Raw genomic sequence first — 24,670 nt, forward strand, 5'->3', positions numbered from 1 at the left:
CTGTAACCTTATTCATCTAATATGCTTCTCTATTTTTTCAAACCATACAGTTTCCCACAACATCATCGCATATCCCTCAAACCATTCCGACCATGATGAAGGATTTTTCTCAACCACTCGATTATTATTCTCGTGCAACACTATTTTTTGAATTAATCTTCTTACAACCTCAAAGAAACTCTCTATATCCCCCTAATATCTCCGAGAAATCCCACCATTTATTCATACTAGATCGGCTATCAAAGAAATTCCTTAAATCATATTTACAATTACATCATTCCATCATATTAAATATTGTTTTGTCTTCACGTGCCCGAGCCAATTCCAAAGGTGTTTTTCCATTATCATCTTTAGCCTGAATGTCGGCCCCATATCTTAATAGGATTTCAACTGCTGCTGCATTTCCATTGCTGACAGCTCTATGCAAGGCTGATTGTTTATACTGGTTCCTACATTCAATATTAGCCCCATGATCCAACAGGAATTGAATACCCAAAACGTTATTACAATCCGCAAAATTATGTAAAGGGGGAAACGGTTTCTTTTCGAAATTCACATCACAGCCCAGCTCTAAAATATCATTTAACAGAGCTTCATCTTTACAATGAAGAGCGATTCCGAAACCCTTCTTTTCTACCTCTTTTTGATAGATATCCGCATATTCCGTATGTATATAATTCACAATATCACTTGAATATCTAAATGCAATTTCAAGCGGTGTTTCAGCCAACGCACGTTTTCCTACATTTGCCCCTTTTTCTGCTAAAAGTCTAAATGCCTCTAAATTATTGTGTTTACAGCAAAACTGCAAAGCTGTGCCGTGATATTTCAAAACCTTATCTAAATTGGACTTACTTGCGTTCGCAACGAGTTCCTTGATTCCTTCCATATCATTCATATAGCATGCAAACACTAGAGTTTCTTTAATTTTTTCGGCCTTTAATGATTTCCGTAAGGTTACTTTACTTTCCTCTCCCTCCGGTTCCAAATCATATCTCTGGTAGATAATCAATTCGAAGACATCACTATCAAAAAGCTCTGGATTCATATCGTTGACAATACTATATTCGATTAATTTCCCAGCTTCCACTTTGATACAAAGAATCCCCTTTCCGATCATTATCCTCTCAATCTCATTTGTATATTTTTCAAAAAGAAAAACAGTTACATCACTAACATATGAGACTTCATTTTCAACAATCCTATAATACCCACTGGTAAACGAATTCTCTGTGCCTGATATTAAATAAATATATGTTTTCCCTTTAACCACAGATTCATTGACAATGCTGTTAACTAAATTGTCCACACTTTTCATAATTCATGCCTCCATGACTATACCTTCTCTATTTCAGTATATTAGCATGAAATTCCTGCACCCAGTAAAAAACCAAACTGATTTTGAGCCCATTCAATTAAATTGTGTGAATTTGGAGTTTTAGCCTTCTTGAAATTGAAGCCATTTAACGCCAAGCTTCCATCCTGTGAAGGTTGAATCTATATTTTATTTAAAATCCACAAAGGTAAATATGTTACTTATTTATTATTACCTCACAGAAACATACAACACTCCGCATGCCTTTTGAATAAAAATAATATGTTCCCGCACTTAACCCTAAAGCGTTTTTTTGAATGCAGGAACATAATCAAGTGTCTTAAACCCTCGTACATCAATGCTTCTGATCTCGATATATTACTACCACGCACTCCACATGCCTTGAGTGTACAAAAATGATGACCCTAAGGCCTGGTCGCCCCTTGGCGGAAAATCTATCGTTTTTAGATCAGAGTCTTTATGTCTTTCTTTTTTTATTTTCTACTGAAAGTGTCCCTCCTGATCCATCTGCCCCAAGGCAGTCTTGGTTTTTATGACTTTCTGACAATCCTGTCAAACATAAAACCAGTAAAATAATTTATTGCTCAACTACCCCAAAATCATCCACATAAACATATGCTGTACCAGGATTCTTGTAAGCATACACTGTTGCCCTGGTAGCGCCTGCTCCGGTTGTAAAAGGAATGTTTACCATTGTCCAGGATGTACTGTCAGATGTTGCGGATGCATCCGTTCCTTCAAAGCCATTAACGCCAATCTGAATCCGCTCTCCTATGTCTGCCTTAACCCAGGCGGTACACATATAGCTGGTATTAGGACTTAGCCCCGTAAGTACCTGCTCGATACCATCTTCTCCGGGTCCCAATCTAACACTCTTAGAGCCGCTTCTTGGTACCGATACACTTGCAGCAGTATCTGAATATGTTGCTGCCCATGGTGAGATTATCCCTTTCTCGAAATCAGATTGCCTTACGTTATTAACATAAAGTAAGCTGACACTCTCAAAAACCGGGTCCGGAGGTGAAGAAAAATCATGCCCGGCAGTCCAGTCAGTCCCACCGAACTCATATGCTCCAATATCCGGTGCCGCACCAACATAATCATTCGTGATTCCAGATATTACAACCCCTGCATTAATAGCTGGAGAAGTAGACTGCAACCTGAAATCATATGCTGTGGGATTCACAAATAACGGATTGGTTTCTGAGGTAATATTATTTCCCTCTATATGAGTACCAGGCAGTGTAAAGGCTGTAGTAAAGATATTGTTGAAAATTCTGTCGCCGCACATATCTGACTGAAAATTACTTCCCCAATATCCTACATTTCCGTTACTGTAGGTGGTATTGTTATAAATCAGGTTAAAATTACTGGGTGTATTCAATCTTATCCCTGTATAGTTTCCCCATACAACATTATGATGCACAATATAGCCCTTGCTACCGTTATCCAGATAGATACCAGTGCCGGAATAATTCTTTGCCAGATTATCATGGATGTAATTATGATGAATTACCGTCCCTTGCCCATCCCAGGCAAATTCATAGAGTATTCCGCAGTCTTTTGTCAGCTTTCCTGCATTGTACAGATTATTATATTGTATCTGGCTGTTTTGGGTAGGCATAAATATCAGATGACGCCCAGCGTTATATACCGTATTATGACTGATTAGATGGTTTGCCCCCAATAGATAGATTGCCGGAATATCCGCTGCCGAATAATTTGCTTCATGAATAAGATTATTAATTACCTTATTTCCTGTTCCCTCTATACTCACCAGATTACCGGAACTGTAGGTCAAAGTACTGTCTCTAAGCTCATTATTGGTACCGGACATAAATATCCCTGTACTGTATTGTCTCGTAACATCCGAATCATGACTGACATATTCCGCAATCATATTAGAAACTTTACAGTAATTAGAATTCGACATTTTAATGCTGGAGGCAAAGATATTAATTCCGGTAATATTTATGTAAGATCGGGAACTTAAATCAAATGCATAAGTCCGCTTCTTTGCTCCTACTGTCAAAGTATTCGGATCAACTCCACCAGGTGCCCATAAATAAAGTCTGCCAGTAGTGCTGTCATAATACCATTCTCCCGCACTGTCAAGATCTTCAAGATTACCAGTAATATAATAGCTGTTACCGCCTGTCGCTGCAGTATCTATTTGATCAAAGGTAATGGAGCCGTCACTTGAGCTGGTAATGGTACTTTTATAAGATTTGTAGCCTGTTCCCGGAACACTCCAAACCGTTTTGCCAACCCAGTATCCAGGTGCATGAGTTAAGTTTCCATCCTTGATGGTTGTAGTGGAACCGGAATCAACTGTTGCATATGTTGAATTTAAGGGATCAAGTGTTGATGAATTGGGCCATCTAGCTTCAAATTGCATTTGCTTATTAACAAATATCTGATTTTTTGTTCCAAGGGAACCCCTCATTTCCGCATAATAGATGGATCCGGAGTAATTTTTCCAGCCAGTAACCGGATCGGCACCGGATACCGTTACGTTCTCTCCTGTATAAGCCTCAAAGTTTATGGGTTTTGCAGAAGTTCCGGAAGTATGAAGTGTTACTGTTTCCCGGTATGTACCACCTCGTATGATGCAGGTATCTCCGGCTTTCATGGTATCTGCTGCCTTTTGTATGGTTTTCCATGGATTTGATAGTGTACCGGTCCCAGTGATGTCATTCCCCGTTGTAGAAACATAATATACGGAATTTGCCTTTACAGTTTCCACACCCAGATTAAAAGTAAATACATAAATCATCATAATTACAACTAAAAATCTAAAGCCTGTTCTCTTATTCATAGCTTACCTCCTGGAATGAATTCTATTTTTAGATACGGCTTCTACGCCTGGGCTTAAGTTCACTGCTAGATATGTTCTAATATAGAAATTTGTGTATATATAAGCCCTTAGTTATTTAATCGACTTATACCGACTTAAAGTTTATGATTCTTTCGGCGAAGCTTCTCCGATACTGAACCCATCCAGCCATTTCATTGACCATGCATGGTATTATTTTCTTTCCGAAATGGGTGCATGAGCATCCAGAGATTAAAGTACGCTATCAAAATGATTTCATCCCTCTGATGGAAGAATCGCGTGAAAAGTATGAGACTTATCCGAAGCATGTAGTTCCTGAATTCGCATATATTACTTTCATTGAAAATGCAGGTGTGAACAACGAGAAGTTGATTGCCCAGGCACCTTACGCGGGCATGACAGATGATATTCGTGCGGGTAAGTTGCAAGCATAGTCAATCAAGGCGAATTGAACTAAAAAGCCTGAGCCTGTGTCCCATAACGTAAGACAAATTAAAACACCTACCAACCTGGTCATACCCTGTCTACTTGACAGGGGTATGACCAGGTTGGTAGGTGCCCAGCATCTTTTTTAATGTTCTCTATAACCATCTAATCTCCATTGGCTATTCTTCTTTCTCTTTTTCATCATGAAGCATCATCTCTAATACAACATATACAAACTGTGCTCCGTCCTTCATGCCCTGCCAGTACAAAGCTTCATTCTCCAATGCTTGCTTGTAATGATGCTTATCCTCCCATTCCGAGAATTCAGGTCTGTTCACAATATCCATCTCAGAAAGTCTCTTCGGTTCCTCTGGGCAGGGCATTAGGATCAATATTTACGCTAATTCCCAGTCGGTCAACAACCAGGTTCTCAATCGTACTTTTATCGCTTCCATTATTTCCCGCAAATACATACATCATTGGTATATGTTGACCTTCCCTGCATCTGTTTTATTAAAGTAATTGAACCACAGCAAGTTGATTGCACGTCACAGAAGGGAATAACCTTATTTTGTTCAACTCCAAATCCTTACGTTCAAAAATGGTATCCGATCTCGGCACTTGCATATTACCATATTCCTATATTAACTCATGTTACACTTCCCTCTCATACTCCTACTTCCAAAAATACACATAGTAAATACACCAACCAATGGGTCATTCTGTAAACTAAATCTCTCTTTTAACCGATAAATACATATGCTGGACTGTTATTTAAATATCACATCTCGTAACTTTATACCCAACAAACTCAGTGATACATATGGGTCTTGACTCAAAGTTGTATTCATCCATTTCTTCTATTAGTCAGACTCGAATTAAAAATGCTGCACTTTACTTTTGTAATCAGCCATCGCATCTAGAAAGGAGTTATGAACTCACTTGAGCGTATTATCAGATGGGATCGGATATGAAAGCCTACGCTTTTATGGTCCCTTTCAGCCCCTACACATCGATCAACTTCAAATAACACGTACCATTAACGATCATGTCTATTTACATATCAGTGGCATGCTCTCCGAAGAACAGGGAGCAGCTTGTATCGGTCAAAATATGGAGCAAGAGCCGATTGTGATTCGTCAGTTGAATGATCAGGGACAATCGCTGAGAAGGCTGTTCCATGGGATTGTTACACGTATGTCCGTACACTGTGTGCGAGGCGTGTATACATTTGAACTGGAGGCCGCTTCCCATTCATACCAGATGGATATTAAACGTAAAAGACGCTCCTATCAAGATATTCACCGTACTTATGATGATCTGGTCACAGCACTGGTTCGAAAATATCAGTACGGAGATGCCATTGATACGGTAAGCCACTATGCCAAACTAAAGACATTTGTTTTACAATATGATGAGACCGATTGGGCGTTTTTAAAACGCCTCGCTTCTCGCTTCGGCTCCGTACTTGTGCCAGAGGTAACCGCAGCCTCGCCCAAGGTTTTCTTCGGAATGCCGGAAGGCAAGCAGCATAAGGTGGAGCGAGATGTATTTTATCGAGTACGTAAAACGTTTCATGAACTGGATGCCGAAAAATTAGGAGAACAACGTGCTGGCTCGTATATCACCTATATGATTGAAAGTCTGCAATACTATGCGCTCGGCGACCTCATTACGTTACCCATCGGACAAGGAAAAGAACTGGTCGTGGTTCGGGCAGTAACAACGTTAGCAGATGGCTTACTGCGTACTCGTTATGATCTTCAAGCTGAACAGGATATTCGCTATGCACGGTATGAGAACGATCAGGCGACCGGGATTTCGCTGACAGGAACGGTGCTGAAGGTACAGCATGATTTTGTACAGCTTCAACTGGACATCGACCCAAAGCAAGATCCTGCCAAAGCCTGCTGGTTTCCTGTAGCAACTCGATATGTAGCTGAAGAACATAGTGGCTGGTACGATATGCCTGAGATCGGGGAACAAGTCGAGTTATATCTGCCTACACATCACGAACAGGATGCCTATGTGACAGATTCATTACGACAACAACGCCACGCGAATGGACAGCCAAATGTGAAGGTATGGCAACATGTGCAAGGTAGCGGCGTAGAAATGTCTGAGCATGAGCTGACTCTATCCACCTCCGGTGAATTTTCCATTACACTTCATGAAGGTAACGGCATTACGATTGACAGTCCGGGGAATGTGCAGATTCAGGGTGGTCATGTGAAGCTGGGTGCAGGTGAGGAACTATCATTGGAAGCTGGCACGGCGCTATACTTAAAAGGTGGAGCCAGCAGCATGGTATTGGATGGTGAGACAGACACCAAAGCCCCAGTGATTTATCAAGAAGGTACGGTAAAAGCTCCAGTTTTCGTAGCTGACCTTCCTCCTGTACCTGAGCCTCCATTGATGAGTATTAAAGCCTATGAAGCGGCTCAAACTGCAGTAACAGCCAAAGCTCCATCCAGCAACACTCCTACCGCAAAAGTGACAAGTCCGGTAGCCCTTCAACAGGCCAAAGCCTTGATGAGTACGGTATCTAAGCTTTTAGGCTCCATTCCGGTGATGGGAAAAGTGGCTGGTGCTGTTATAGGAGCACTAAGTGGGCCTGCTTCGGGTGTCATTCTGAAAGCAACCGCAGCGATCCCTGTTCGGAGCAAAGGGACACCTACGGTTGGAGGAGGCGGTAAGGGAACCAGAATTCATCCGTTAAAATACTTGGCTGGTTTAACAATGCAGGGACTGGTCAGTCAATACGAGTATGAGCGAGCTCAGGAAGCCTATTATAACAAGTGGATTTTGGGGAAAGTGTATACAAGTGCTCGTCATGTGGCTCATTCCGGTGGAACATTGGAGCTGGTTCAAAACTTGCTGAAAGAGTCTAAGATGATGGTTCATGCGTATCAGCAGGTTCCTAAAAGTGTTCGTGAAAAATGGATTAGGGATTATATGAAGCAACAACCTCCTCCTAAGCCGCTTTCCCCAGAAGAAGAAAAATTACAGAGAACAAAAAAGTATGTGCAAAGTATTCGTGACTGGGAAGCTAATCGTCCCGAACCCCCTAAAAAAAGCTTTGGCGAGGAAACGACACTCTTTTTCCAGGGCATGGAGGAAACAGTTCAAGCGAACGTTGAAGGCTTAAAACAGTTAAAAGATGCTCTTATCGAGCATCCTGTGGATACTATAAGTACTATAGTGTCAGGCCAATATGAAGAGGCAAAGGGAAATTTGGTATTTGCTAAAAATTATGTTTTGGATCAGGAAAATGCCAGAGAAGAGTATCTCAAAGGTTTAAAAGAAGACGATAAACGGATGTTAGAGAAGGGCCAAAGTTACATGGAGGGTGAGACATTAGCTGGGATGCTAATTAGCTCTCTTCTGGGTAAGGGAAAAATAAAAGGTGGAAAAGGGAAACATCATAATTCCAAAGATGCTCCAGAACCAAAACCCTTGAAGCCAACGAATGAGCCGAAATCGAGTCAAACTAAAACTGAGGGGACGGGTAAAGCTAATCTAAAAAAAATTCCCCGAATCTCTGAAGTTGAAGTCAATTTCAAAAGGAATCCAAAACATGATAAAGTAGAATTTGAAAGACAGCTAAAGGCTCAAGAGGAAGGACTTAATTCCTTAACCGTTGATGAGTTTATCAAAAATAGAGATAGATATTTAAAAGAAGGACGAGCACCCGAAGGTGATACTGCGCAAAAAGCTGCGAGAGAAAAAGCATACTTGGATAAGGTTACTGAGTTAAGAAAAGAAGGAGTGGATAAAGAAGAAGCAAAAAAACAAGCTAGTAAATGGCTAGATGGTCAGGCGGCATTACATAATCCTGATCAAATTGCTGGAGGTATACCAGAACATGTCAGTGGAGTGGGGGATAGAAGGATTAACTCTTCTCTTGGCTCCCAATGGAAAAAAAGGGCGGGTAAAATAGATGAACATGTAAGATCAGCTGCTGAATCTATGACCGAGGCAGAAAGAAAGTCAACTCATTTAAATATTAAACTAACAAATTAACAGAGGGAGATCAGGATGGATATTGGAATTTTTAATGATTTTGAGCTACATGAAAAGGCTTCTGAAAAACTGATTAATAAATTTGAAGGTAAAGTACCTGAGCAATTAATAGAAGTTTGGAAACAGTATGGCTTTGGTAGTATCCTAAATGGATATTTAAAAATAGTAAACCCAGATGAATTTCATTCTTTGCTAGAAGAGGTGTATGTGAGAAGCAAAGAGGCTCTGGTTTTATTTACTACTTCCATGGGAGATCTACTTATTTGGGAAGATAATAAATATTTACTTTTACTTAATTTTAGAAGAGGAAAGATGCATGGCATATCATCTGGGTTTGAATTTTTTTTCTCTGACCTGGAGGATGATTCATCCCTACAAAACGATCTAGATTGGCTACCATATCCTGATGCCATTGAAAAATACGGAAAACCAGCATTTGATGAATGCTTTGGTTATGTTCCACTTCTAGGATTAGGCGGTTCCGAAAAGGTAGAAAATCTAGAAAAAGTCAAACTAATTGAGCACATATATTTGATTACCCAATTCACGGGTCTTGTTGAGTAAGAAAATTGCTTTCAAAATTATTATACTCCTAAAGGCTCATTCCAACTTGATTTATAAGGTGGATAAGTCTTTTATCTGTTCAAGATTAGTAACTAAGTAACATAGCAAGCCACTTACTGCACTAAAACAATGACTTGCCATCCCTCCCCATCAGAGTTAACATACACACACTTCAACAACGGGAGGGAGAATGTATTTATGTCAAATTGGCCAGAATGGTTTCTCGAAGCATTACGCCAACGATTTTATCAATTAGAACTCGCTGGCGAACAAAACGCTTCATGCTCATCTGAGGACAAAAATCTATTCACTCAAATGGATCAATTCAAAATCAACCAAACTGAAGATATTCAACATCTGCTATCCGAATGGGAAGAAAGCATAGGCTATCAGTTAAGCCAAGACAAACAATCCATCTATATGGAAGGAGTAAAAGACGGGATTCGATTGATTCTTCCCGTCATACACCCCACAGTTACTCGTTAGCTTTTGATCGTTTTAGCTATAGTTTCTCTAGTTCCTAAATTCATGTAACAACACTCTATTAATCTTCGATAATTTCATCTATGCTCATTCCACTTTTCAAGGTAAAAACAAAATGCGCTGGTGAGAGAATGGTTATCTTCTCCACCAACGCATTGAATAGGTTATCATCAAATTGTTCCAGTATATCTTGCCATGAGCTTAGTACTTGAATGATTTCATCGACTCGTTCCTTAATTTTCTCATTCTGATCCTCTTCCTCCTCCAGTGTCAGCTTCTGTTGACGTAGCTCATTTAGCTCATTGGAAAGTCTGTTCGTTTCTTCATCATATACAATCTCATCTATCTGATTCCGCAGCTTCAGATTCACTAATTCCTTCAAGTCAGATTTCAATTGTTGCATCTTTCCTTCGATGTCTAATAGCTGTTCTTGCCCTACTTTGCTGGAAAGTACCGATCCAATATTGCCTTCCAGCGTTTTAATGAATCCTTTCTTATTCTTATACATCCGATTGAACAATCGTACAAACGCAGAATGTACAACTTGTTCATCGACTGCTTTAGCAGCACATGCTGCTTTACCTTCATTGACATTGGTTCGACATTGCCATACGACCTTCTTGGATGGGTTATTGCTGTTCCAGGTTCGGCGTTTAAAAATGACTCCACAGCATCCACAATATACTTTACTGCTCAGTGCGTATTTATTGGAATATCTTTTGCTCTCCCCCATCACACTCCCTTTCAGCTTGGCTCTCCGTTTCTTCTCCTTTTGCACCGCTTCAAATATTTCCTTGGATACAATCGGTTCGTGGTTATCCTCTATAAAATATTGCTGCTCTTGTCCCTTATTCTTGATCCGTTTATGGGTTAGAAAATCAACGGTTACCGTCTTTTGCTGAAGCAAGGCTCCGTAATATTTCTCATTGGTCAGAATTAAGGTAATGGAGGAATCCCACCACGTATCGCCATCCGTGACTGTTTTAATGTGATCTCGCATCAAACCTCTGGCAATCGCCTGATAGCTTTTCCCGTCTAAATACTCCTCGTATATCCTGCGTACAATCTCTGCTTCCGACTCGTTAATCACCAATTCACCATGTTCATCCTTATCATAGCCAAGAAAGCGAGTGGTGTTGCAGAAGACTTTGCCGTTTTGAAAACCTCTCAGTATGCCCCATCGGCTGTTTTCAGAAATGTTTCGGCTCTCGTCTTGTGCAAGAGAACTCAGGATGGTCAGCAGTACTTCACCTGTTGTATCCAGCGTATTAATGTTCTCCCGTTCAAAGAATACGGCGACTCCGAGACTTTTAAGTTCCCGTACATATTTCAATAAATCTAGTGTGTTTCTTGCAAACCTCGAAATCGACTTGACCAGAATGAGATCCAGTTTACCATTTCGAGCATCCTGTATCATCCGATTAAAATGCGTTCTATTTTTGGTGTTGGTTCCACTGATGCCTTCATCGGCGTAAATATCAGCCATTTCCCATTCCAAGTTGTTTTGAATGTATTGGGTATAATGATTGACCTGATTCGTATAGCTCTCCTTTTGCTCCTCGGAATCTGTACTGACCCGGCAATAAGCAGCGACTTTCTTCTTTTGTATCGGTTGAATTCCCTCTACGATGTCCATCGTTTTAATGGGAACGATCACGACTTTTTTTGCGGTTGCGGCTTGTACCATAGGTGTTTCTCCCTTCGATATCTTCTTTATACGGTCACATGTTATAATGCGTGCGGCACATCATCAAGTCCATTTCTGTCCATGTTACAGCTACTTGAAAGACTTTTTATTAAGCTGATCGATTTCTAAAAACTCTTCTTCTGTAATTACATTTTGTGATCTCAATTGCTTTAATAGGCTCAGACTGAGCAAGTAATCAATAGATTTTCGTTGCATATGTATATGGCTCCTTTGAAATAAAAATGGATCACCTCTAGGGCAAGCCGATAGATATAAAGCTTAGAATAAATTCTTAAGGCTAATGGTCTTTTCTATAGTAATGCTAGGATCACTTACTAAGCTGGCAGTCAGTACAAGAGCTTTATTGTTCGCGCCACTACGGCTTCCTGCTTTTATCGTTACACTATTTCCTGTACTCGCTGTTATGCTCCCCATGATCGGAATTGAATCATCTTGATTTCGTAGGCTCCATTCCACCGACTGGTCAAACACTTCTGTTCCATAATCATAAATATGACTGACGTATGAGGCGCTTTGGCCTGTTTTTAGAACTGAATTGCCGATAATGGCTGTCGAATAGATATGCGTTCCCGTTTCAACGACTCTCACTTCAATGGTACTTTGTACTGCTGGGTGATACGTTAATTTCCCAGTGATGCTTGCTTGTCCCAAAGCGATGCCCATAACCTGACCTTGCTGATCTACACTAACCACATTCGGATCGCTCGAAATGAAAGTTATGGCTGGATTCGCTATCTCATTTCCATTATCCGTAGCAGTCACATTCAACGGTATTGTTTCGTTTAGAGGTACATGGACCATCGTTCCCTGATGAATATGTAATGCATATGTATGAGCAATCTCGTACTTCCATCGGTCTGCAATGTTATTTCCCACGTCATCATAAGCTGTATTTATGCTATCCAATGTGCAGCTTAACTGAATGATGCCATTCATCGTGCGATCAGTACCAGTTACTTTAAACGGCTGATGAGTCATATAAAATCGTTGACTTAATGTAATGCCCTTCGTATCTGCGTTGTCCTGTAAACTGACCAGGATGCTTCCCTCCGGTATTGAAATAACCTTTCCTGTTTCCGTTAAAAACGTTCTGGCTTCTACCACAGCATCAAACCATTTCACTTGTCCATCCCGGTTTAAAGCTAGCCGTTGATTACACTTTTTCATTCTGCCTCGACAAGACTGTTCATTTCGATCCACCTGACTAGTAATTAAATAACGTTCATAACGATAATCCACGATATCACCTGTATGTAATGGTGTTGCTGCACGAATAATTTTTTCATCAGTCATTTGAATGGTATCTGTCGCATCCCGGATCAGAGCAAGCTGCTTTACACTGTTGATATGCACAAGTTCGCCTTTCTCTCGTAGGAAGAAATCAAGCATCGGCTCTAAGCTCCGTGTCATTTCTCTACCTCCAATGCAAAATCTGCCTTACAGCGATACAGGTACAACTCCATATAATCGCTCCATTTCTTCATGTCCAAAATAATAAAAACATCCTTGCCAATTCGAATATAGCAGTTCGACAGCAATAAAGATTCCAATGGACAGAAAGCTCGATATGTCGTCTCCAGTGTGTAGCCATCTTCAAATAAAAAGCTTTTACGATAAGGTTGTACATCTGCCATCATTGACCGAATAGATATGAATTCAGCATCTAAAATTTCCAGCTTCGTATCATAGAACATTAATCTGTACCGACCTTGATTTTAGGTAAAGGAAGAGCAAGTCGAATATTTGCCGGAATGCCTAATTCATAGGTGGCTGAGCGCTCTCCCTCCTGTTTATTTATAAGCCCAGTCGAATCCCTATTTTTATAGAGATATACAGCATAATCGACCATAACATCATCATATTCCACTGGCAGTTTTGAGACATTACAATAGCCATAAATATTACTCCTTGCTTTATTCAAATAGTAGATCAGGATATCATCCTTGGATATGTCTGTTGGTTCCATGCCTAATAACCGTTTAAGTAAATTCACTGAATCACTCATGTGCTGCCTCCTGTTCCTCCTTTATCTGTGCCTTCTCGTTACGCTTCATATTTCTTACAGTTTGTGCTTTCGTTTGGGCTGCTTCTTCAGTCTTATGTTGTTGAGGTTCCTCCACTTGCTCATAATGCCCACTAGCCTGTAAACGCAGCATTAACTCCTGATCTGTGACTTCCCATGTGCAGCCTGTTTCTTGATTCAAAAACCACATCTTATCACCCTCCAAAAACGAAAATATGGGCATCCAAAACGGACACCCTGAACGTGTTTCTTCTATTATAATGTGTTCTCATTTCATCCACTTTCAATTAAGACTTATTGGCTGTGAGTACAGCAAGAGCCTCCGGCTTGATACATTTAGCACCGAATACCTGCAACCCTTTCACCGCATCTGAAAATTGCTTCTCTGGTCTGAATGCTTCTACCGAATCCATTTGCCCGGCAAACGAAATCGCACTCTTATGACCTGCGATGACTTTATACTTGACTCCTCCTGTATTCGGCACATTGTTGGATTTGTAAACGGTCATACCATCAATATCTCCCACATAACCTGTGCGGATAATATTTGGGTCTTTGGTGAAACGAGCATCTTTCAAGAGTAAGCCATAATACCAAGCGGGAACCACCACAAAACGTTCGCTTTCTGGTACATTGTTCTCATCCAATAGTACGCCTAAATCAATCAGTAAATCATAAGCTGTATCTTTCGTTGGAACAATAGGCGCGGTGTCGTTACCCATCGTATTTTCAGCTTTGACCTCCGTATAAAATCCAGCCAGATACTGATCCACTACATTGGCAAGTCCATACGAGGCTTCCACAATCCCACCATCCAATAGATTCACATTCGCTTGGGCAGCATCTACATCATCCACTTGAAAATTGAAATACTTGGCCTGGTCAATCACCAGCGTCTTTTGCGTAGCATCCAGTTCCTTTGGATTCCCGATTCCAGCTACTTTGTCATAGTTGCCAATCGTTACTGCCCCAATGGAATTGATTTTTACGGTGGAACCCTGCCCTTTAATTTCTCCTTCATAATCGGTGTTGACCACATTTCCATACACCAGATTCTTCTTCAGACTTTCATTTAAACGTGCGCTCCAAATTGTTGGAATAAAATGTTGTACTGACATATCTAATCACCCTATCCTTTTCGTTGATTATTGTTTGTTTTGTAATACTTGTTTGACTTGATCCCAATGCTGGTTGATCTCGTTTGGGGACATCCCTTTAATCGAATCCAATGTAAACGTGCTACCTGTTGAACTAGCTGGAGGTGTATAGCCATCCCCTTTAAGCCGTTGCTCCACTTGCTGTTGTATAGCCAATTGCAGCGATTGTTCCAACATGGCCAAATTGGCTGTCGTTGCATCTTCATCCGCACCAATAAAAAAATCCACTAACGGAAGTGGAAGTTTCTTTTCGGATGCAATTTTGATCGCTTGGCTGGTTAGCCGTTCACGCTGCTTTTCTAGCTTCATATGCTCCACTTCAGCTCGTAGCTTCTCGACTTCGATTTCTTTCTCATCCTTAGCCGGGAATCGCTTCTTGATCTCAGCATCCACTGCACTTTCCAGATGATTGGTCTTCCACGTTTCCAACGATTTGGCTGATCGTTTGTCCACCGTACTATCGAACCAACTTCTTGCCTCCTGATTGGATTGAATGTATTGCTCTACCCCTTTCACGCTATATGGATTCAAACCCTGAAGATACGATTGCCATTTCTCGTTTGTTTTGTTTTCCTCAATCAGCTGCTTCACTTGTTCCAATTTCATTTTCGTTAATCTCCTTTATTGCCCATTCGACTCAGTAGAACCGAACACGCTTATGTATGGAGCCTTTTAATGTCATGCTCAGGACAGGATTGTTACGCTTTAGAAATCACAAAAACGAGGAAAAGGTACAAACATACCAACTCCCCACTTTTGGGTATTTTTCACCCTTTGTTTATACGGCTTTTTGACAGCCTAAAGCGTTACATCAAGCCTGTTGTTTGCCTTAACTTCAGAAACGTATATGTATCTGGAACCGTAAAATATTGAATATCATGCTCAAGACAATGATGTAACGCATTAGAAAGTACAAAATTGAAAAAAAGGTATAAACATACCAGTTCCTCATTTTTACCTATTTTTAACCCTTAGTTTATATGACTTTTCCCACCTCTAAAGCGTTACATCAAGCCGTCTTTTTGTCTGAATTTCCGAACACGTATCCTAATACTTTCTTTTCTCGCCTTACCTCTGCACTTCTCACAATATTTCTGTCGATTCGAATTTGCCGAAAATGTTTCTCCGCAACGTGTACAGTTCACCCTCGGTTGCGCTGTTTTAAATTCAGATTCTACATTCCGCTCAGACTTATATTCTCGTTCCAGCTTCTCATCTGTTGGCAACACTCCTTGTTCAAAATAGGTACAACGGGGCAGGTCATCATTTTGACTAAAGAATGTACATAGACCATCCTGTAAACAGCAATAATTGGAGATACCATGCTTCGCCCCGAGATAACAAGCACAATTATTTTTCATAAGCCGCTTGATCTTACTTTTATTCTGCATTTGATACCTCCACAGCCGAATTTGCTAATCGTTGTTGTTCTGCATGAAATTTATTGAATTCCAGCTTTGGATTCTCAACAAACGGAAGCAATGTGAGCAACGTTTCCTGAGATACGACTTGCTGCAATTTAACGATCACATCAGCCATCCCAACCAAGTCTGTCGGTAAGTTACGAGTAAACTTCACTGCAATATCCCTGTAATCATATTGAGTGCCTTCTTTAATGTGCAGAAACGTGAAGAAATTCCGTAAACGCTGCTTGATCGCCCTCTCCATTAAGGCTTCACGCATTGCCACTCGATTCTCCAGATTCAGCAGCTTATTTCTCAGCGCTAAAGAGGAGGTATTGCTGGCCCAGTTTTCATTAAAGTTGACCTGATCCATCATGTCGAAGATTTTGCGTTCAATGTTATCCAACTCGTTTTTCACAAAGGAATCATTAATCTCCTTCGTAAGCCAGCTTACCTTTCCTCCAGCCGGAACCTGAATAATGCCCATCTTCTTCATATTCAATAAGTCCTCAGCTTCCAGCTTGGCATTCTCTATCACGAGATAGGCGTTGCGATGATCTGCAATTTCATTGACCAAGTCTGAATTCAGCGCATTATAGGCATCAAATAAAGAAATCACATCATGGAAGCCACTTTTTCTCTCCGTATTAGCTGGACAGGAGATAAGCGGGACTCTTCCAAAGATGTGATTATGTTTGCCGATATATTTCAACTCAGGTGAGTGGTTTTGCCTCATTTGATTGGGTTTGTCATCGCTGCCGATTGTATAATGTAGAGTTTCATGGTCGGTATATACGTCCAAATATACTTGCTTATCAAACCTTCTCGTAAATTTATGTAGACCAAGCAATACATTTCGTTCTGCTGTTCCGTCCTCTAACACAAACGCATTCAAAGGAGATAATACTGTGGCTGAGAACTGACCATCCGAATCGATATAGTTCAATTCAAAGCTCTCGCCAAAGATTTCGGATTGTTTCCGAAGCTGTAAATTATGCTCTTTGTCCCAACGACTCATATGTACATCTATATTATGTATGGCTTCATCCTGATCCGACTTGGACACATAGTTTACTGGCTTTCCAAGCAGATAGCCCACTTCATTATCCACGAACTTACGAGGGAAATTGAAAATAAGCTTTTGGTTACTGCGACTTTCTTGCATCGTATAGTTCTTTAGAATAGCATGCTGACCATTGTAGTAGTCTGAGTATTTCTGTTTGGCTAATGCAGTCGATTGGAGTTCGTTTAGAGATTCTATAATGATTTGTTCCGTAATTTGCAGATATATACTTCCTTTCAAAATGGACTATGTAATTGTTGCTTAAATAAAGAAAGGAACCACCTTTACTAAGGTAGTTCCTTGTTGAATTAACGCGTCCCCGTTTGTTGAATTTCCTTTCACCGTTGATACTCTTCTTAAGTAAAGTATGGGAAGTGATCGCGCATAAAATGAGTTAACGCATCCTTCAAATTTCTATGCTGTTTCATATATTGGAACAAGATGGCCGAGGTAAGCACGGTTTCATAGTCCTCGATAGTAATAGTCCAGAACGGTGGTTCCTCAGGGTTATAACTAAATTCGCTAACGATGCCATATGCTACACCTAGCTTGTCAATTCTCTCGTGTAGGATCTGATAGATCTCACCACTCAATTGATGAATATCACTCTGTTCCAGAGCCTTCTCCTCATTCCAGCCGTTCATAGAATATTAACCTCCTTACATACCCGTGATTAAGCAAACGGGGATTATAACAAGCATCTATTGGCATCGATATACTATTACAAGCTCGTCAACTATCGTTCCAATTAGTGTAATAAGAAAAAATCACTTTATACAACTGTATTACTTATAACCTTCAGAAAACCGTTCTTTTTAGCGGTATAAATTAACTCTTCAATGGATCGATTTGCGGTATCGCTAAACAAGTACCACTCATCTTTAGATACGTCATGAATCAAAATCTCTGGATATCCTGTTAAAGATTCAGATGGAAAAGAACGAATTAAAGAATAAACATCAAAACGAGCTAAGCTGTTCCCTTTTGGGTCTAGAAAATCATATTGCGCATTTTTATAATAGGACCCAAGTGTGTCAATAGTACCTCTCCAAGAGTAGTTTGCAGGTGCTTCGATCTTTTTACCTTTGTTTTTCACCAAAATATTATAGATCGTTTTGTTATATGCATTTCCATTAATTCGCTGAACTACGCCGCCCATAGTCATATGGTATTCATGTTGCAATGCTTTTACTTGTACACCATCTATAAACAATGGTTCAGTATCAACAGTCACTACAAAGTTGTTGTAATTGACATGGCATCCAAACGTCTCTGCAATAAAACGAAGTGGAACAAATATACGATTATTCTTCATGTATGGTTTAACATCAAGCAGCATCTTTTCACCATTCTTCTCCGCTGTACTACTGTTCAGTGTTAATATAACTTTCATATCGCTTTTAGCGAGAATAACCCCGGAATTGGACCATTCGACGCTAGCCCCCAAATTTTCACTAATAACACGTAAAGGTACCATTGTACGTTTGTTCTTCATTTCAGGCTTCACATCGGATGCAATAGCAACACCGTCAACTTTGATTTGATTTTCTGCTGCATACGTAGTTGACGATAAAATAAATAAAAAGATTGCAAGAAAAACCCCAAAGAATGCTTTTTTCATAAATGATAGCTCCTTTTTTGGTTAAATTCGTTGCACAGTAACTTTCCCCCATATTAAGACGCAGCTGGATAAAATTTGTTGCACTTCCCTGCCCATTAGCTTAACGAGATTGGATCAAAATAAAAAATGAGCATCTAGCAGAACCCTCAAAACAACAAACTGCGATCATAAAACTTTAAACTCTTGACCGACTGAATCAATTGAACAGCCCCGTATAAACTATCTGGCGCGTCATCATATGTACAATTTCGATTGTAGTCCTTCACTTGATGGTTATATCTGAGGTTATCTGCATTGAACAGAATATGACCCTTCTTCACTTCCGGCTCCAAGCTAATAATACGTTCATGCTTCTGCCCTCTGGAATGAACACTTTCTACGGGTGTATGTATCTTCGCCTTCCATAACTCTTCTTCAAATTTTTGCTTCATATAGCTTTGTGCCTGATTGACTTCAAATCCCAGCTTATCTACAGGGTAAAGCTTCAACTTCTCAATAGCGACTTGGAACAAATCATCCGGCAGCAGTTTGTAAATATCTCCATCCACTACATACATTTGCTTGGTCTTGCGATGCTGTCCAATAATTGAAATAGCCGAATAGTCGTTTTTCTTCCCTGCTTTAATGGCTGGATCAATGTACATCGCGATTTCCATCTCCTCAAACTCAGGTAGTCTGTCCCAATACATGAGATTCTGAAATATGTATTCGTCTGTTGAACGCGGATCATTTTGTAATTCTTTATAAAATGACTTTTCACCCATGGCTTGCTTCTTACACATCAGATAATAATAGTCCAAATACTCACTCCATAGGATTTCCGTACCCTCTAGCATTTCCTTCTCATTCGTCATAAAAAAAGACAAGGCCGTATTCATCCTATCCTCGTCCTGCAAGTTATTATATTGTCGCTCCCACTCAGACCATAGATCATCACGCTCTGAAAATTGAAGCACGGCTGCTTTACGAACACTTCTCACACCTGCTATCTTCCCTTTGAGCAGATCAGCCATGATATCTTCTTCGTTTAAAATGGTTCCACAGATCAGAATATTCGTATCCCTTGTGCCAATAGGGAGAATAACATCCGTAAACGTATTTTTAATTTGTTCTCGTTTGGCTTCGGATCGTGCTGTATCTTCCTTGAGCAAATCATCCATCAATACCAGCGTAGGACGATGATGCTTATAGTGAATACCTCTCAGGCTACCGTCAATCCCACGAATCATAATGCAAGAATCCAATCCACCTTTACTTTTGAGCCAAATCTCATTGTTGTTCCAGCGGCTTCCTTTTCGAATACCGAAATCCTCAATCAGCATCTGATTGGTTTCCAGCTCATCTTTGATCATATCGAGGAACGGAAGAGCAATTTGCTCTGTGGCAGATATAATCAGCGTAAACTGAGATTTATCATATAAAGTCGCATATAGCGGAAATAAAAAAGAACTGATCGTTGACTTTCCATGCTCCCTTGGGAGTCCGAAAGCCGTAATCAGTCCTGTATTTGCAAGCATATGTTTTAATTCCGCGAATAACTCACGATGAAACTTGCCAAATGCTCGATCAAAATATTTAGGGAAATAGGCTAAGGCGAAAAATTCAATGTCCATCTCACCAATAAGCTTACGTAGTTCAGAGAAAGAGAACGTTTCGATCAATTGTTTCATTTTGGGCGGCTTAAAATGCTTATCCATATACTGCTTCAGCAACTCAGCTTGGCGTTGCTCTTCTTGATTTATCGTTTCAATCGGTATAGCTCCTTTCTCATGTTCACTATAAAATCATCACAAAAATTTCTGCACCCTTTGCTGGCGGCTCTGTTTCTACAAATAGAAGACCCCCTCCATCCACGACAAAAAGAGTGGCTGCTTACCACTCGATATTTGCCAAGGCTTCAGCCATATCCTGCTGTGTTGTTAGGGTATAAATATTGGTTGTTGCTACGTGATCATGTCCAAGGATTTGTTGGATGGTCGTCAATGGAGTCGTTTTAACCAACTTATAGCCAAGCGTATGTCTGAGCATATGGGGTGCAACCTTTACGTTGACCCGATCTCCATATTTGTTCAGGATCAGGTTGACCGCATTTCGTTCCAATGCTCCACGCTGCCCGATGCATAGATATTCTGAATCAACCTGTGGTCTGACTTCAAGATACCGAGTAATGGCTTTTCGCACATCCTTATTTAATGGAATGGTGCGGAAGGAGTTTCCTTTACCGAATACCTTCAACAATCCTTTGCGTTCACTTATTTCAATATCCTTCAATTGGATACCAACCAATTCGCTTACTCTTATTCCCGTTCCCAGCAACAATTCAATCATGCAGATATGCATTCGATTACCCATACGGTGAATTTCATTCCGCAGCTTCCACAAATCCTTTTCCTCAAGCCCCTTATACTGCCGAACAACCTTATTCCTGACCGCTTCGATATGTATTTCTTCCTTTATATAGCCTTGCTGGTGCATCCACTGCGCAAATACGTTGACGCTGGCGATTTTACGATTGATGGTGAGTATAGCTTGGTTGGTGCTTTGCAGATATTTCTTGTATTCTACGCCATCCAGTTCAATCCACTGATCCAGTCCATATTCCGTTTTCCTTTGATACCAGGTTATGAACTGCAACACGTCCCTTATATAGCAGGAAACCGTATTTTTACTCCGATCCTTGCTCCGTAAATGTGCTTCAAACCCTTGAATATACTTCATTTCTCCCCCGCCTTTCGCTCGTGTGTCACATCATAGCGTTGATGCGAGGGATAGTCCACTGATTACATAACTTATCTTATGCATTGATTCTGGCTACTTTTGGGGCAAATTTCGGGCTGAAACTGGCGTTTATCTATATAAATACTGACGGCATAACGTTATGACTGCGAATCATCTGGCTCCACATATCCTTTCTCAATCTCTATCGATTCCTCGATAGCCTCATAATCGGCATCCACTACATCGGCTTCGATCATATCCAGGAATAGCTGCTTTCGCTCCTGTTCCAGTGCCTTCGTATTGACCACTAGCTCACGTCGATCATTCCACTCGTTAGGTGCACGGTTCTTTAAGTAGAAGATCATCGCTGTCGGATTGGGAGGCTGATATCGTTTCACTTTCTCGATACGTGTCTTCTTTTTTCCATTTTTGTCCTCTTCAATAATCGTTTTAATTTCTTCATATTCATACCCTGTAGCAGCTTTCAAAAGTGAATTTTCCACGTGGGATATGGGGACAGATCTGCTCCATTTGACTAGTTCAGCTAGCATCGGATGTTTATCTATATACTCGTACCAAGTCGTTTTACCAATGTCGAGTTTCTTGATGATGTCCTCTGCATTCACGCCTTCTTCAAACCATTGCTGAATCTCCGCTAGTCTAGGATATACATGGGTTTCCCACTTGGTTGGACGTTCCAATGCTTCAGCAAATTTGGGATGTTTTCTACGGTAGTCGCCTAATGTCCAAATATGAATGTTCAATCGTTTGGCAATCTCTTTATCTGTGGCTCCTTCACGTACCCAAATGGGAATATCCCTGAGTCTTGGCACAACAAATTGATCGTACTTGGTTAGTATCTTCGGTTTATTTCTTTTGGGCTTGTCACTATTTTTGCTCATCTTCTGCTCACCTCCAGCACGAAAAAAGCCTATGCGAATGTGCATAGACCTTTGTTTTTAAAGTTGTGTTCCATTTACAGATTGCATCTCAGGGAATTTCCGTTGATACGTTTTGAACAGTACATACTTTTGTAAACCTTTGGATTGATGCAAGGCTTGTTGTCCCAGTTTTAATGCTGCTGCATAATGATTTGATTTCAACTCCAATTCGGAAAGAATCGCATTTTTCATCCAAGGCGTTGGAATGTCGTGAATGATTTTGTGAGCCTCCGCATTATTTCCTTCTTCCATACATACGATAGCTCGATAGTAATTTTTATATGCCAGTGGTTTGATCAATTCGATTTCTTCTTTAACCGTCAGAATTTCTTTTTTATAGAAAGCAAAAACGGTTTTATATAACGCTTGTTTGTGAATTCCCTTATACTTTTGGAGCAATAGTCGGATTGAGTCTTCTACTTCTTCATCGATTTCATGGGCTAGAGCATAAAATAGATGGTATTCTGGTTTATTCTTACGCGACATTAAAAACTTCTCTATTCTCTTCAAATTAGAATCCCATAATACAGTAAAAAGAATAGGAACATATAGTATCAAAAACATCAGGATGAAAATGATTATAAAAGCTAACGCATTATTGATGTGTAAACGATCCACAATCATCCACATGACAATGACAAATACAAATGTGACAAGATTTCTTATATTCCAGATCATCTAGCTTCCCCTTCTCATGCTGTTGAACATGTTGATTTATCTTATAAGATTTAATTCAACAAATTTGAATGTAATTCCTTCTTTTCCCTATAAGTAGTAACTATATCGCCATCATCAAAAAAAGGGAACAGCCAACGATCAGCCATTCCCCATTCTATTCCAGCTTACCCTTCCAACTCAGCCTCGTAAAACAACTCGATATCCTCAATCACCCTTTAGGTTTAGTCAGCACATGATATCTCTGACCTTGCCAACTCAGCAACAACTTCATGGTAACTATACTGCTTACCTTCCCGAATCAAATATACATTGCTATCGCTGCCAACATAGGCAATATATCGCTTCACAATCACATCTACATATTTGGGATCAAGCTCACTCGTATGGCAAAGCCGATCCGTTTCCTCACAAGCAATCAATGTTGAACCTGAACCACCAAATGGATCAAATACGACATCGCCAAGCTTGCTCGAATTTTTAATCGGATAGCTAATTAAGGGAATCGGCTTCATCGTGGGATGATACTCATTGCGGAAAGGACGATCAAATTTCCATAATGTCGTTTGCTTACGATCACTATTCCAATAGTGTCCACTTGTCGGCTTCCAACCGTACAATATAGGTTCGTGCATCCAATGATAATCGGCATGTCCCATTACCATTGCTTGCTTTGCCCATATACAACATTGAGACAGTTTGAATCCAGCTTCAATAAATGACTTCCTAAAGTTCAAGCCTTCACTATCAGCGTGGAACACATAAATACTTGCTCCGTCATCAGCAACGTCAAACATTTGAGTATAGGCAGCCAATAGGAAATTATAAAACTTGTCGTCATCCATCTTATCGTTCTCAATTTTCAACGCGTCCTTCGTCTTGCCCGTATAGTCCACGTTGTAGGGTGGATCAGTTACAATGAGCCGAGTCTTCTTACCATCCATCAATGTTGCGATATCCTGCGAATTAGTCGAGTCTCCGCACATGAGCCTATGCTTCCCAAGGAGCCAGATATCACCTCTACGAGTTATGGGATGCTCAGGCAACGCTTCTTCCACATTAAAATCAACCTCATCATCCACGGATTCTTCGTGTAATGTATCCAGCAACTTCTCACACTCGCTCATATCAAATCCAGTTAGAGAGAGATCATAATCAGCCAGTTTTAATTCTTCTAGTTCCTGTGCTAACAATTCAAAATTCCAATCTGCATACTCAGCCGTTTTGTTATCAGCGATTCTGAAGGCTTTGACCTGTTCAGGAGTTAAATCATCCACCAGTATTGTTGGGACTTCCTTTAGTCCAAGCTTCTTGGCTGCTAACAAACGAGTATGACCTGCTATGATTTCATGATTACTGTCAATCAGAATGGGATTTTTAAAACCATAACTTTGAATACTTGTTGCTACATAATCTACAGCTTTCTCATTATTTCTGGCGTTTTTTATGTACGGAATTAACGTTTCTACGTTTACGAATTTGATTTGCAATCCATTTCATCCCCCTTTCTACCTTCATTTTTAAAAAGGCTGCAATCCACATCCAGGTGTAAACCACACCAACTACAGTAATAAATCGTAATATTTCTATAATTATTGCTTGTAACATTAATAGCATTCTTGTTGCTCCTCTCTAAATGAAAAAGGAACCCTAGCTCATAGCCAGAGTTCCCATGTAATCTAATTTGTAATTG

At 40.3% G+C, this 24,670-nt stretch carries 22 protein-coding genes and 1 pseudogene; 4 read left to right on the forward strand and 19 right to left on the reverse strand.

Features of this window, described 5'->3' with window-relative positions; all coding sequences use genetic code 11:
• Nucleotides 1-274: 274 nt before the first annotated feature.
• On the reverse strand, nucleotides 275-1,318 hold the full coding sequence (locus MLD56_RS18245; protein WP_029515569.1) for an ankyrin repeat domain-containing protein: 1,044 nt from the start codon (nucleotides 1,316-1,318) through the stop codon (nucleotides 275-277).
• Between the two features lie 595 nt (nucleotides 1,319-1,913).
• Nucleotides 1,914-4,154, reverse strand: coding sequence for a right-handed parallel beta-helix repeat-containing protein (locus tag MLD56_RS18250; protein ID WP_241113382.1), 2,241 nt, complete (start codon nucleotides 4,152-4,154; stop codon nucleotides 1,914-1,916).
• 200 nt (nucleotides 4,155-4,354) lie between these two features.
• Here MLD56_RS18250 and MLD56_RS18255 point away from each other — a divergent pair.
• Nucleotides 4,355-4,606, forward strand: a pseudogene (locus MLD56_RS18255) (phenolic acid decarboxylase); the annotation flags it as partial.
• 171 nt (nucleotides 4,607-4,777) lie between these two features.
• On the opposite strand, the gene MLD56_RS18260 reads toward MLD56_RS18255, so the two are convergent.
• Nucleotides 4,778-4,945 (reverse strand): hypothetical protein, encoded by a 168-nt coding sequence (locus MLD56_RS18260; protein WP_017426816.1) that lies wholly within the window; start codon nucleotides 4,943-4,945, stop codon nucleotides 4,778-4,780.
• Nucleotides 4,946-5,540: 595 nt separating this feature from the next.
• Between MLD56_RS18260 and MLD56_RS18265 the strand changes: the two genes are divergently transcribed.
• The 3 genes from MLD56_RS18265 to MLD56_RS18275 all read left to right on the forward strand — a co-directional run bounded on the left by MLD56_RS18265 (nucleotide 5,541) and on the right by MLD56_RS18275 (nucleotide 9,671).
• Nucleotides 5,541-8,621, forward strand: a complete 3,081-nt coding sequence (locus MLD56_RS18265; protein ID WP_241113383.1) for a polymorphic toxin type 15 domain-containing protein — start codon at nucleotides 5,541-5,543, stop codon at nucleotides 8,619-8,621.
• A 15-nt stretch (nucleotides 8,622-8,636) separates the two neighbouring features.
• Complete coding sequence (locus MLD56_RS18270) at nucleotides 8,637-9,185, forward strand: T6SS immunity protein Tdi1 domain-containing protein (RefSeq protein WP_235307344.1); 549 nt, start codon at nucleotides 8,637-8,639, stop codon at nucleotides 9,183-9,185.
• 198 nt (nucleotides 9,186-9,383) lie between these two features.
• Nucleotides 9,384-9,671 (forward strand): hypothetical protein, encoded by a 288-nt coding sequence (locus MLD56_RS18275; RefSeq protein ID WP_165263975.1) that lies wholly within the window; start codon nucleotides 9,384-9,386, stop codon nucleotides 9,669-9,671.
• A 58-nt stretch (nucleotides 9,672-9,729) separates the two neighbouring features.
• On the opposite strand, the gene MLD56_RS18280 is transcribed toward MLD56_RS18275, so the two are convergent.
• The 16 genes from MLD56_RS18280 to MLD56_RS18350 all read right to left on the reverse strand — a co-directional run bounded on the left by MLD56_RS18280 (nucleotide 9,730) and on the right by MLD56_RS18350 (nucleotide 24,467).
• Nucleotides 9,730-11,355: a recombinase family protein gene (locus tag MLD56_RS18280; protein ID WP_241113384.1), complete on the reverse strand. Its 1,626-nt coding sequence runs from the start codon at nucleotides 11,353-11,355 to the stop codon at nucleotides 9,730-9,732.
• Nucleotides 11,356-11,445: 90 nt separating this feature from the next.
• Nucleotides 11,446-11,571 (reverse strand): SHOCT domain-containing protein, encoded by a 126-nt coding sequence (locus MLD56_RS26065; RefSeq protein WP_346780033.1) that lies wholly within the window; start codon nucleotides 11,569-11,571, stop codon nucleotides 11,446-11,448.
• A gap of 63 nt (nucleotides 11,572-11,634) precedes the next feature.
• On the reverse strand, nucleotides 11,635-12,786 hold the full coding sequence (locus MLD56_RS18285; protein WP_241113385.1) for an Ig-like domain-containing protein: 1,152 nt from the start codon (nucleotides 12,784-12,786) through the stop codon (nucleotides 11,635-11,637).
• Nucleotides 12,783-13,070 (reverse strand): hypothetical protein, encoded by a 288-nt coding sequence (locus tag MLD56_RS18290; protein WP_241113386.1) that lies wholly within the window; start codon nucleotides 13,068-13,070, stop codon nucleotides 12,783-12,785. Before MLD56_RS18290 ends, MLD56_RS18285 begins: the two co-directional genes overlap by 4 nt.
• On the reverse strand, nucleotides 13,070-13,381 hold the full coding sequence (locus MLD56_RS18295; RefSeq protein WP_241113387.1) for a phage head-tail connector protein: 312 nt from the start codon (nucleotides 13,379-13,381) through the stop codon (nucleotides 13,070-13,072). Before MLD56_RS18295 ends, MLD56_RS18290 begins: the two co-directional genes overlap by 1 nt.
• Nucleotides 13,374-13,589, reverse strand: coding sequence for a hypothetical protein (locus MLD56_RS18300; RefSeq protein WP_241113388.1), 216 nt, complete (start codon nucleotides 13,587-13,589; stop codon nucleotides 13,374-13,376). Before MLD56_RS18300 ends, MLD56_RS18295 begins: the two co-directional genes overlap by 8 nt.
• A gap of 97 nt (nucleotides 13,590-13,686) precedes the next feature.
• Complete coding sequence (locus tag MLD56_RS18305; protein WP_241113389.1) at nucleotides 13,687-14,517, reverse strand: phage major capsid protein; 831 nt, start codon at nucleotides 14,515-14,517, stop codon at nucleotides 13,687-13,689.
• Nucleotides 14,518-14,544: 27 nt separating this feature from the next.
• Nucleotides 14,545-15,162: a DUF4355 domain-containing protein gene (locus tag MLD56_RS18310; RefSeq protein WP_241113390.1), complete on the reverse strand. Its 618-nt coding sequence runs from the start codon at nucleotides 15,160-15,162 to the stop codon at nucleotides 14,545-14,547.
• Nucleotides 15,163-15,936: 774 nt separating this feature from the next.
• Nucleotides 15,937-17,244 (reverse strand): phage portal protein, encoded by a 1,308-nt coding sequence (locus MLD56_RS18315; protein ID WP_346780036.1) that lies wholly within the window; start codon nucleotides 17,242-17,244, stop codon nucleotides 15,937-15,939.
• 134 nt (nucleotides 17,245-17,378) lie between these two features.
• On the reverse strand, nucleotides 17,379-17,666 hold the full coding sequence (locus MLD56_RS18320) for a hypothetical protein (RefSeq protein ID WP_241113392.1): 288 nt from the start codon (nucleotides 17,664-17,666) through the stop codon (nucleotides 17,379-17,381).
• A 128-nt stretch (nucleotides 17,667-17,794) separates the two neighbouring features.
• Nucleotides 17,795-18,643, reverse strand: coding sequence for a copper amine oxidase N-terminal domain-containing protein (locus MLD56_RS18325; protein ID WP_241113393.1), 849 nt, complete (start codon nucleotides 18,641-18,643; stop codon nucleotides 17,795-17,797).
• Nucleotides 18,644-18,789: 146 nt separating this feature from the next.
• Nucleotides 18,790-20,340 carry a phage terminase large subunit gene (terL, locus tag MLD56_RS18330; RefSeq protein WP_241113394.1) on the reverse strand — a complete coding sequence of 517 codons (1,551 nt, stop codon included), beginning with the start codon at nucleotides 20,338-20,340 and terminating at the stop codon, nucleotides 18,790-18,792.
• 175 nt (nucleotides 20,341-20,515) lie between these two features.
• Nucleotides 20,516-21,361, reverse strand: coding sequence for a tyrosine-type recombinase/integrase (locus tag MLD56_RS18335; RefSeq protein WP_241113395.1), 846 nt, complete (start codon nucleotides 21,359-21,361; stop codon nucleotides 20,516-20,518).
• Nucleotides 21,362-21,519: 158 nt separating this feature from the next.
• On the reverse strand, nucleotides 21,520-22,263 hold the full coding sequence (locus tag MLD56_RS18340) for a transposase (protein ID WP_241113396.1): 744 nt from the start codon (nucleotides 22,261-22,263) through the stop codon (nucleotides 21,520-21,522).
• Nucleotides 22,264-22,320: 57 nt separating this feature from the next.
• Nucleotides 22,321-22,980 carry a hypothetical protein gene (locus MLD56_RS18345; protein ID WP_241113397.1) on the reverse strand — a complete coding sequence of 220 codons (660 nt, stop codon included), beginning with the start codon at nucleotides 22,978-22,980 and terminating at the stop codon, nucleotides 22,321-22,323.
• A gap of 221 nt (nucleotides 22,981-23,201) precedes the next feature.
• Entirely contained in the window at nucleotides 23,202-24,467 is a 1,266-nt protein-coding gene (locus MLD56_RS18350) for a DNA modification methylase (RefSeq protein ID WP_241113398.1), read from the reverse strand.
• Nucleotides 24,468-24,670 lie beyond the last annotated feature (203 nt).

The organism is Paenibacillus peoriae (assembly GCF_022531965.1).
Classification (GTDB): Bacteria; Bacillota; Bacilli; order Paenibacillales; family Paenibacillaceae; genus Paenibacillus; species Paenibacillus polymyxa_D.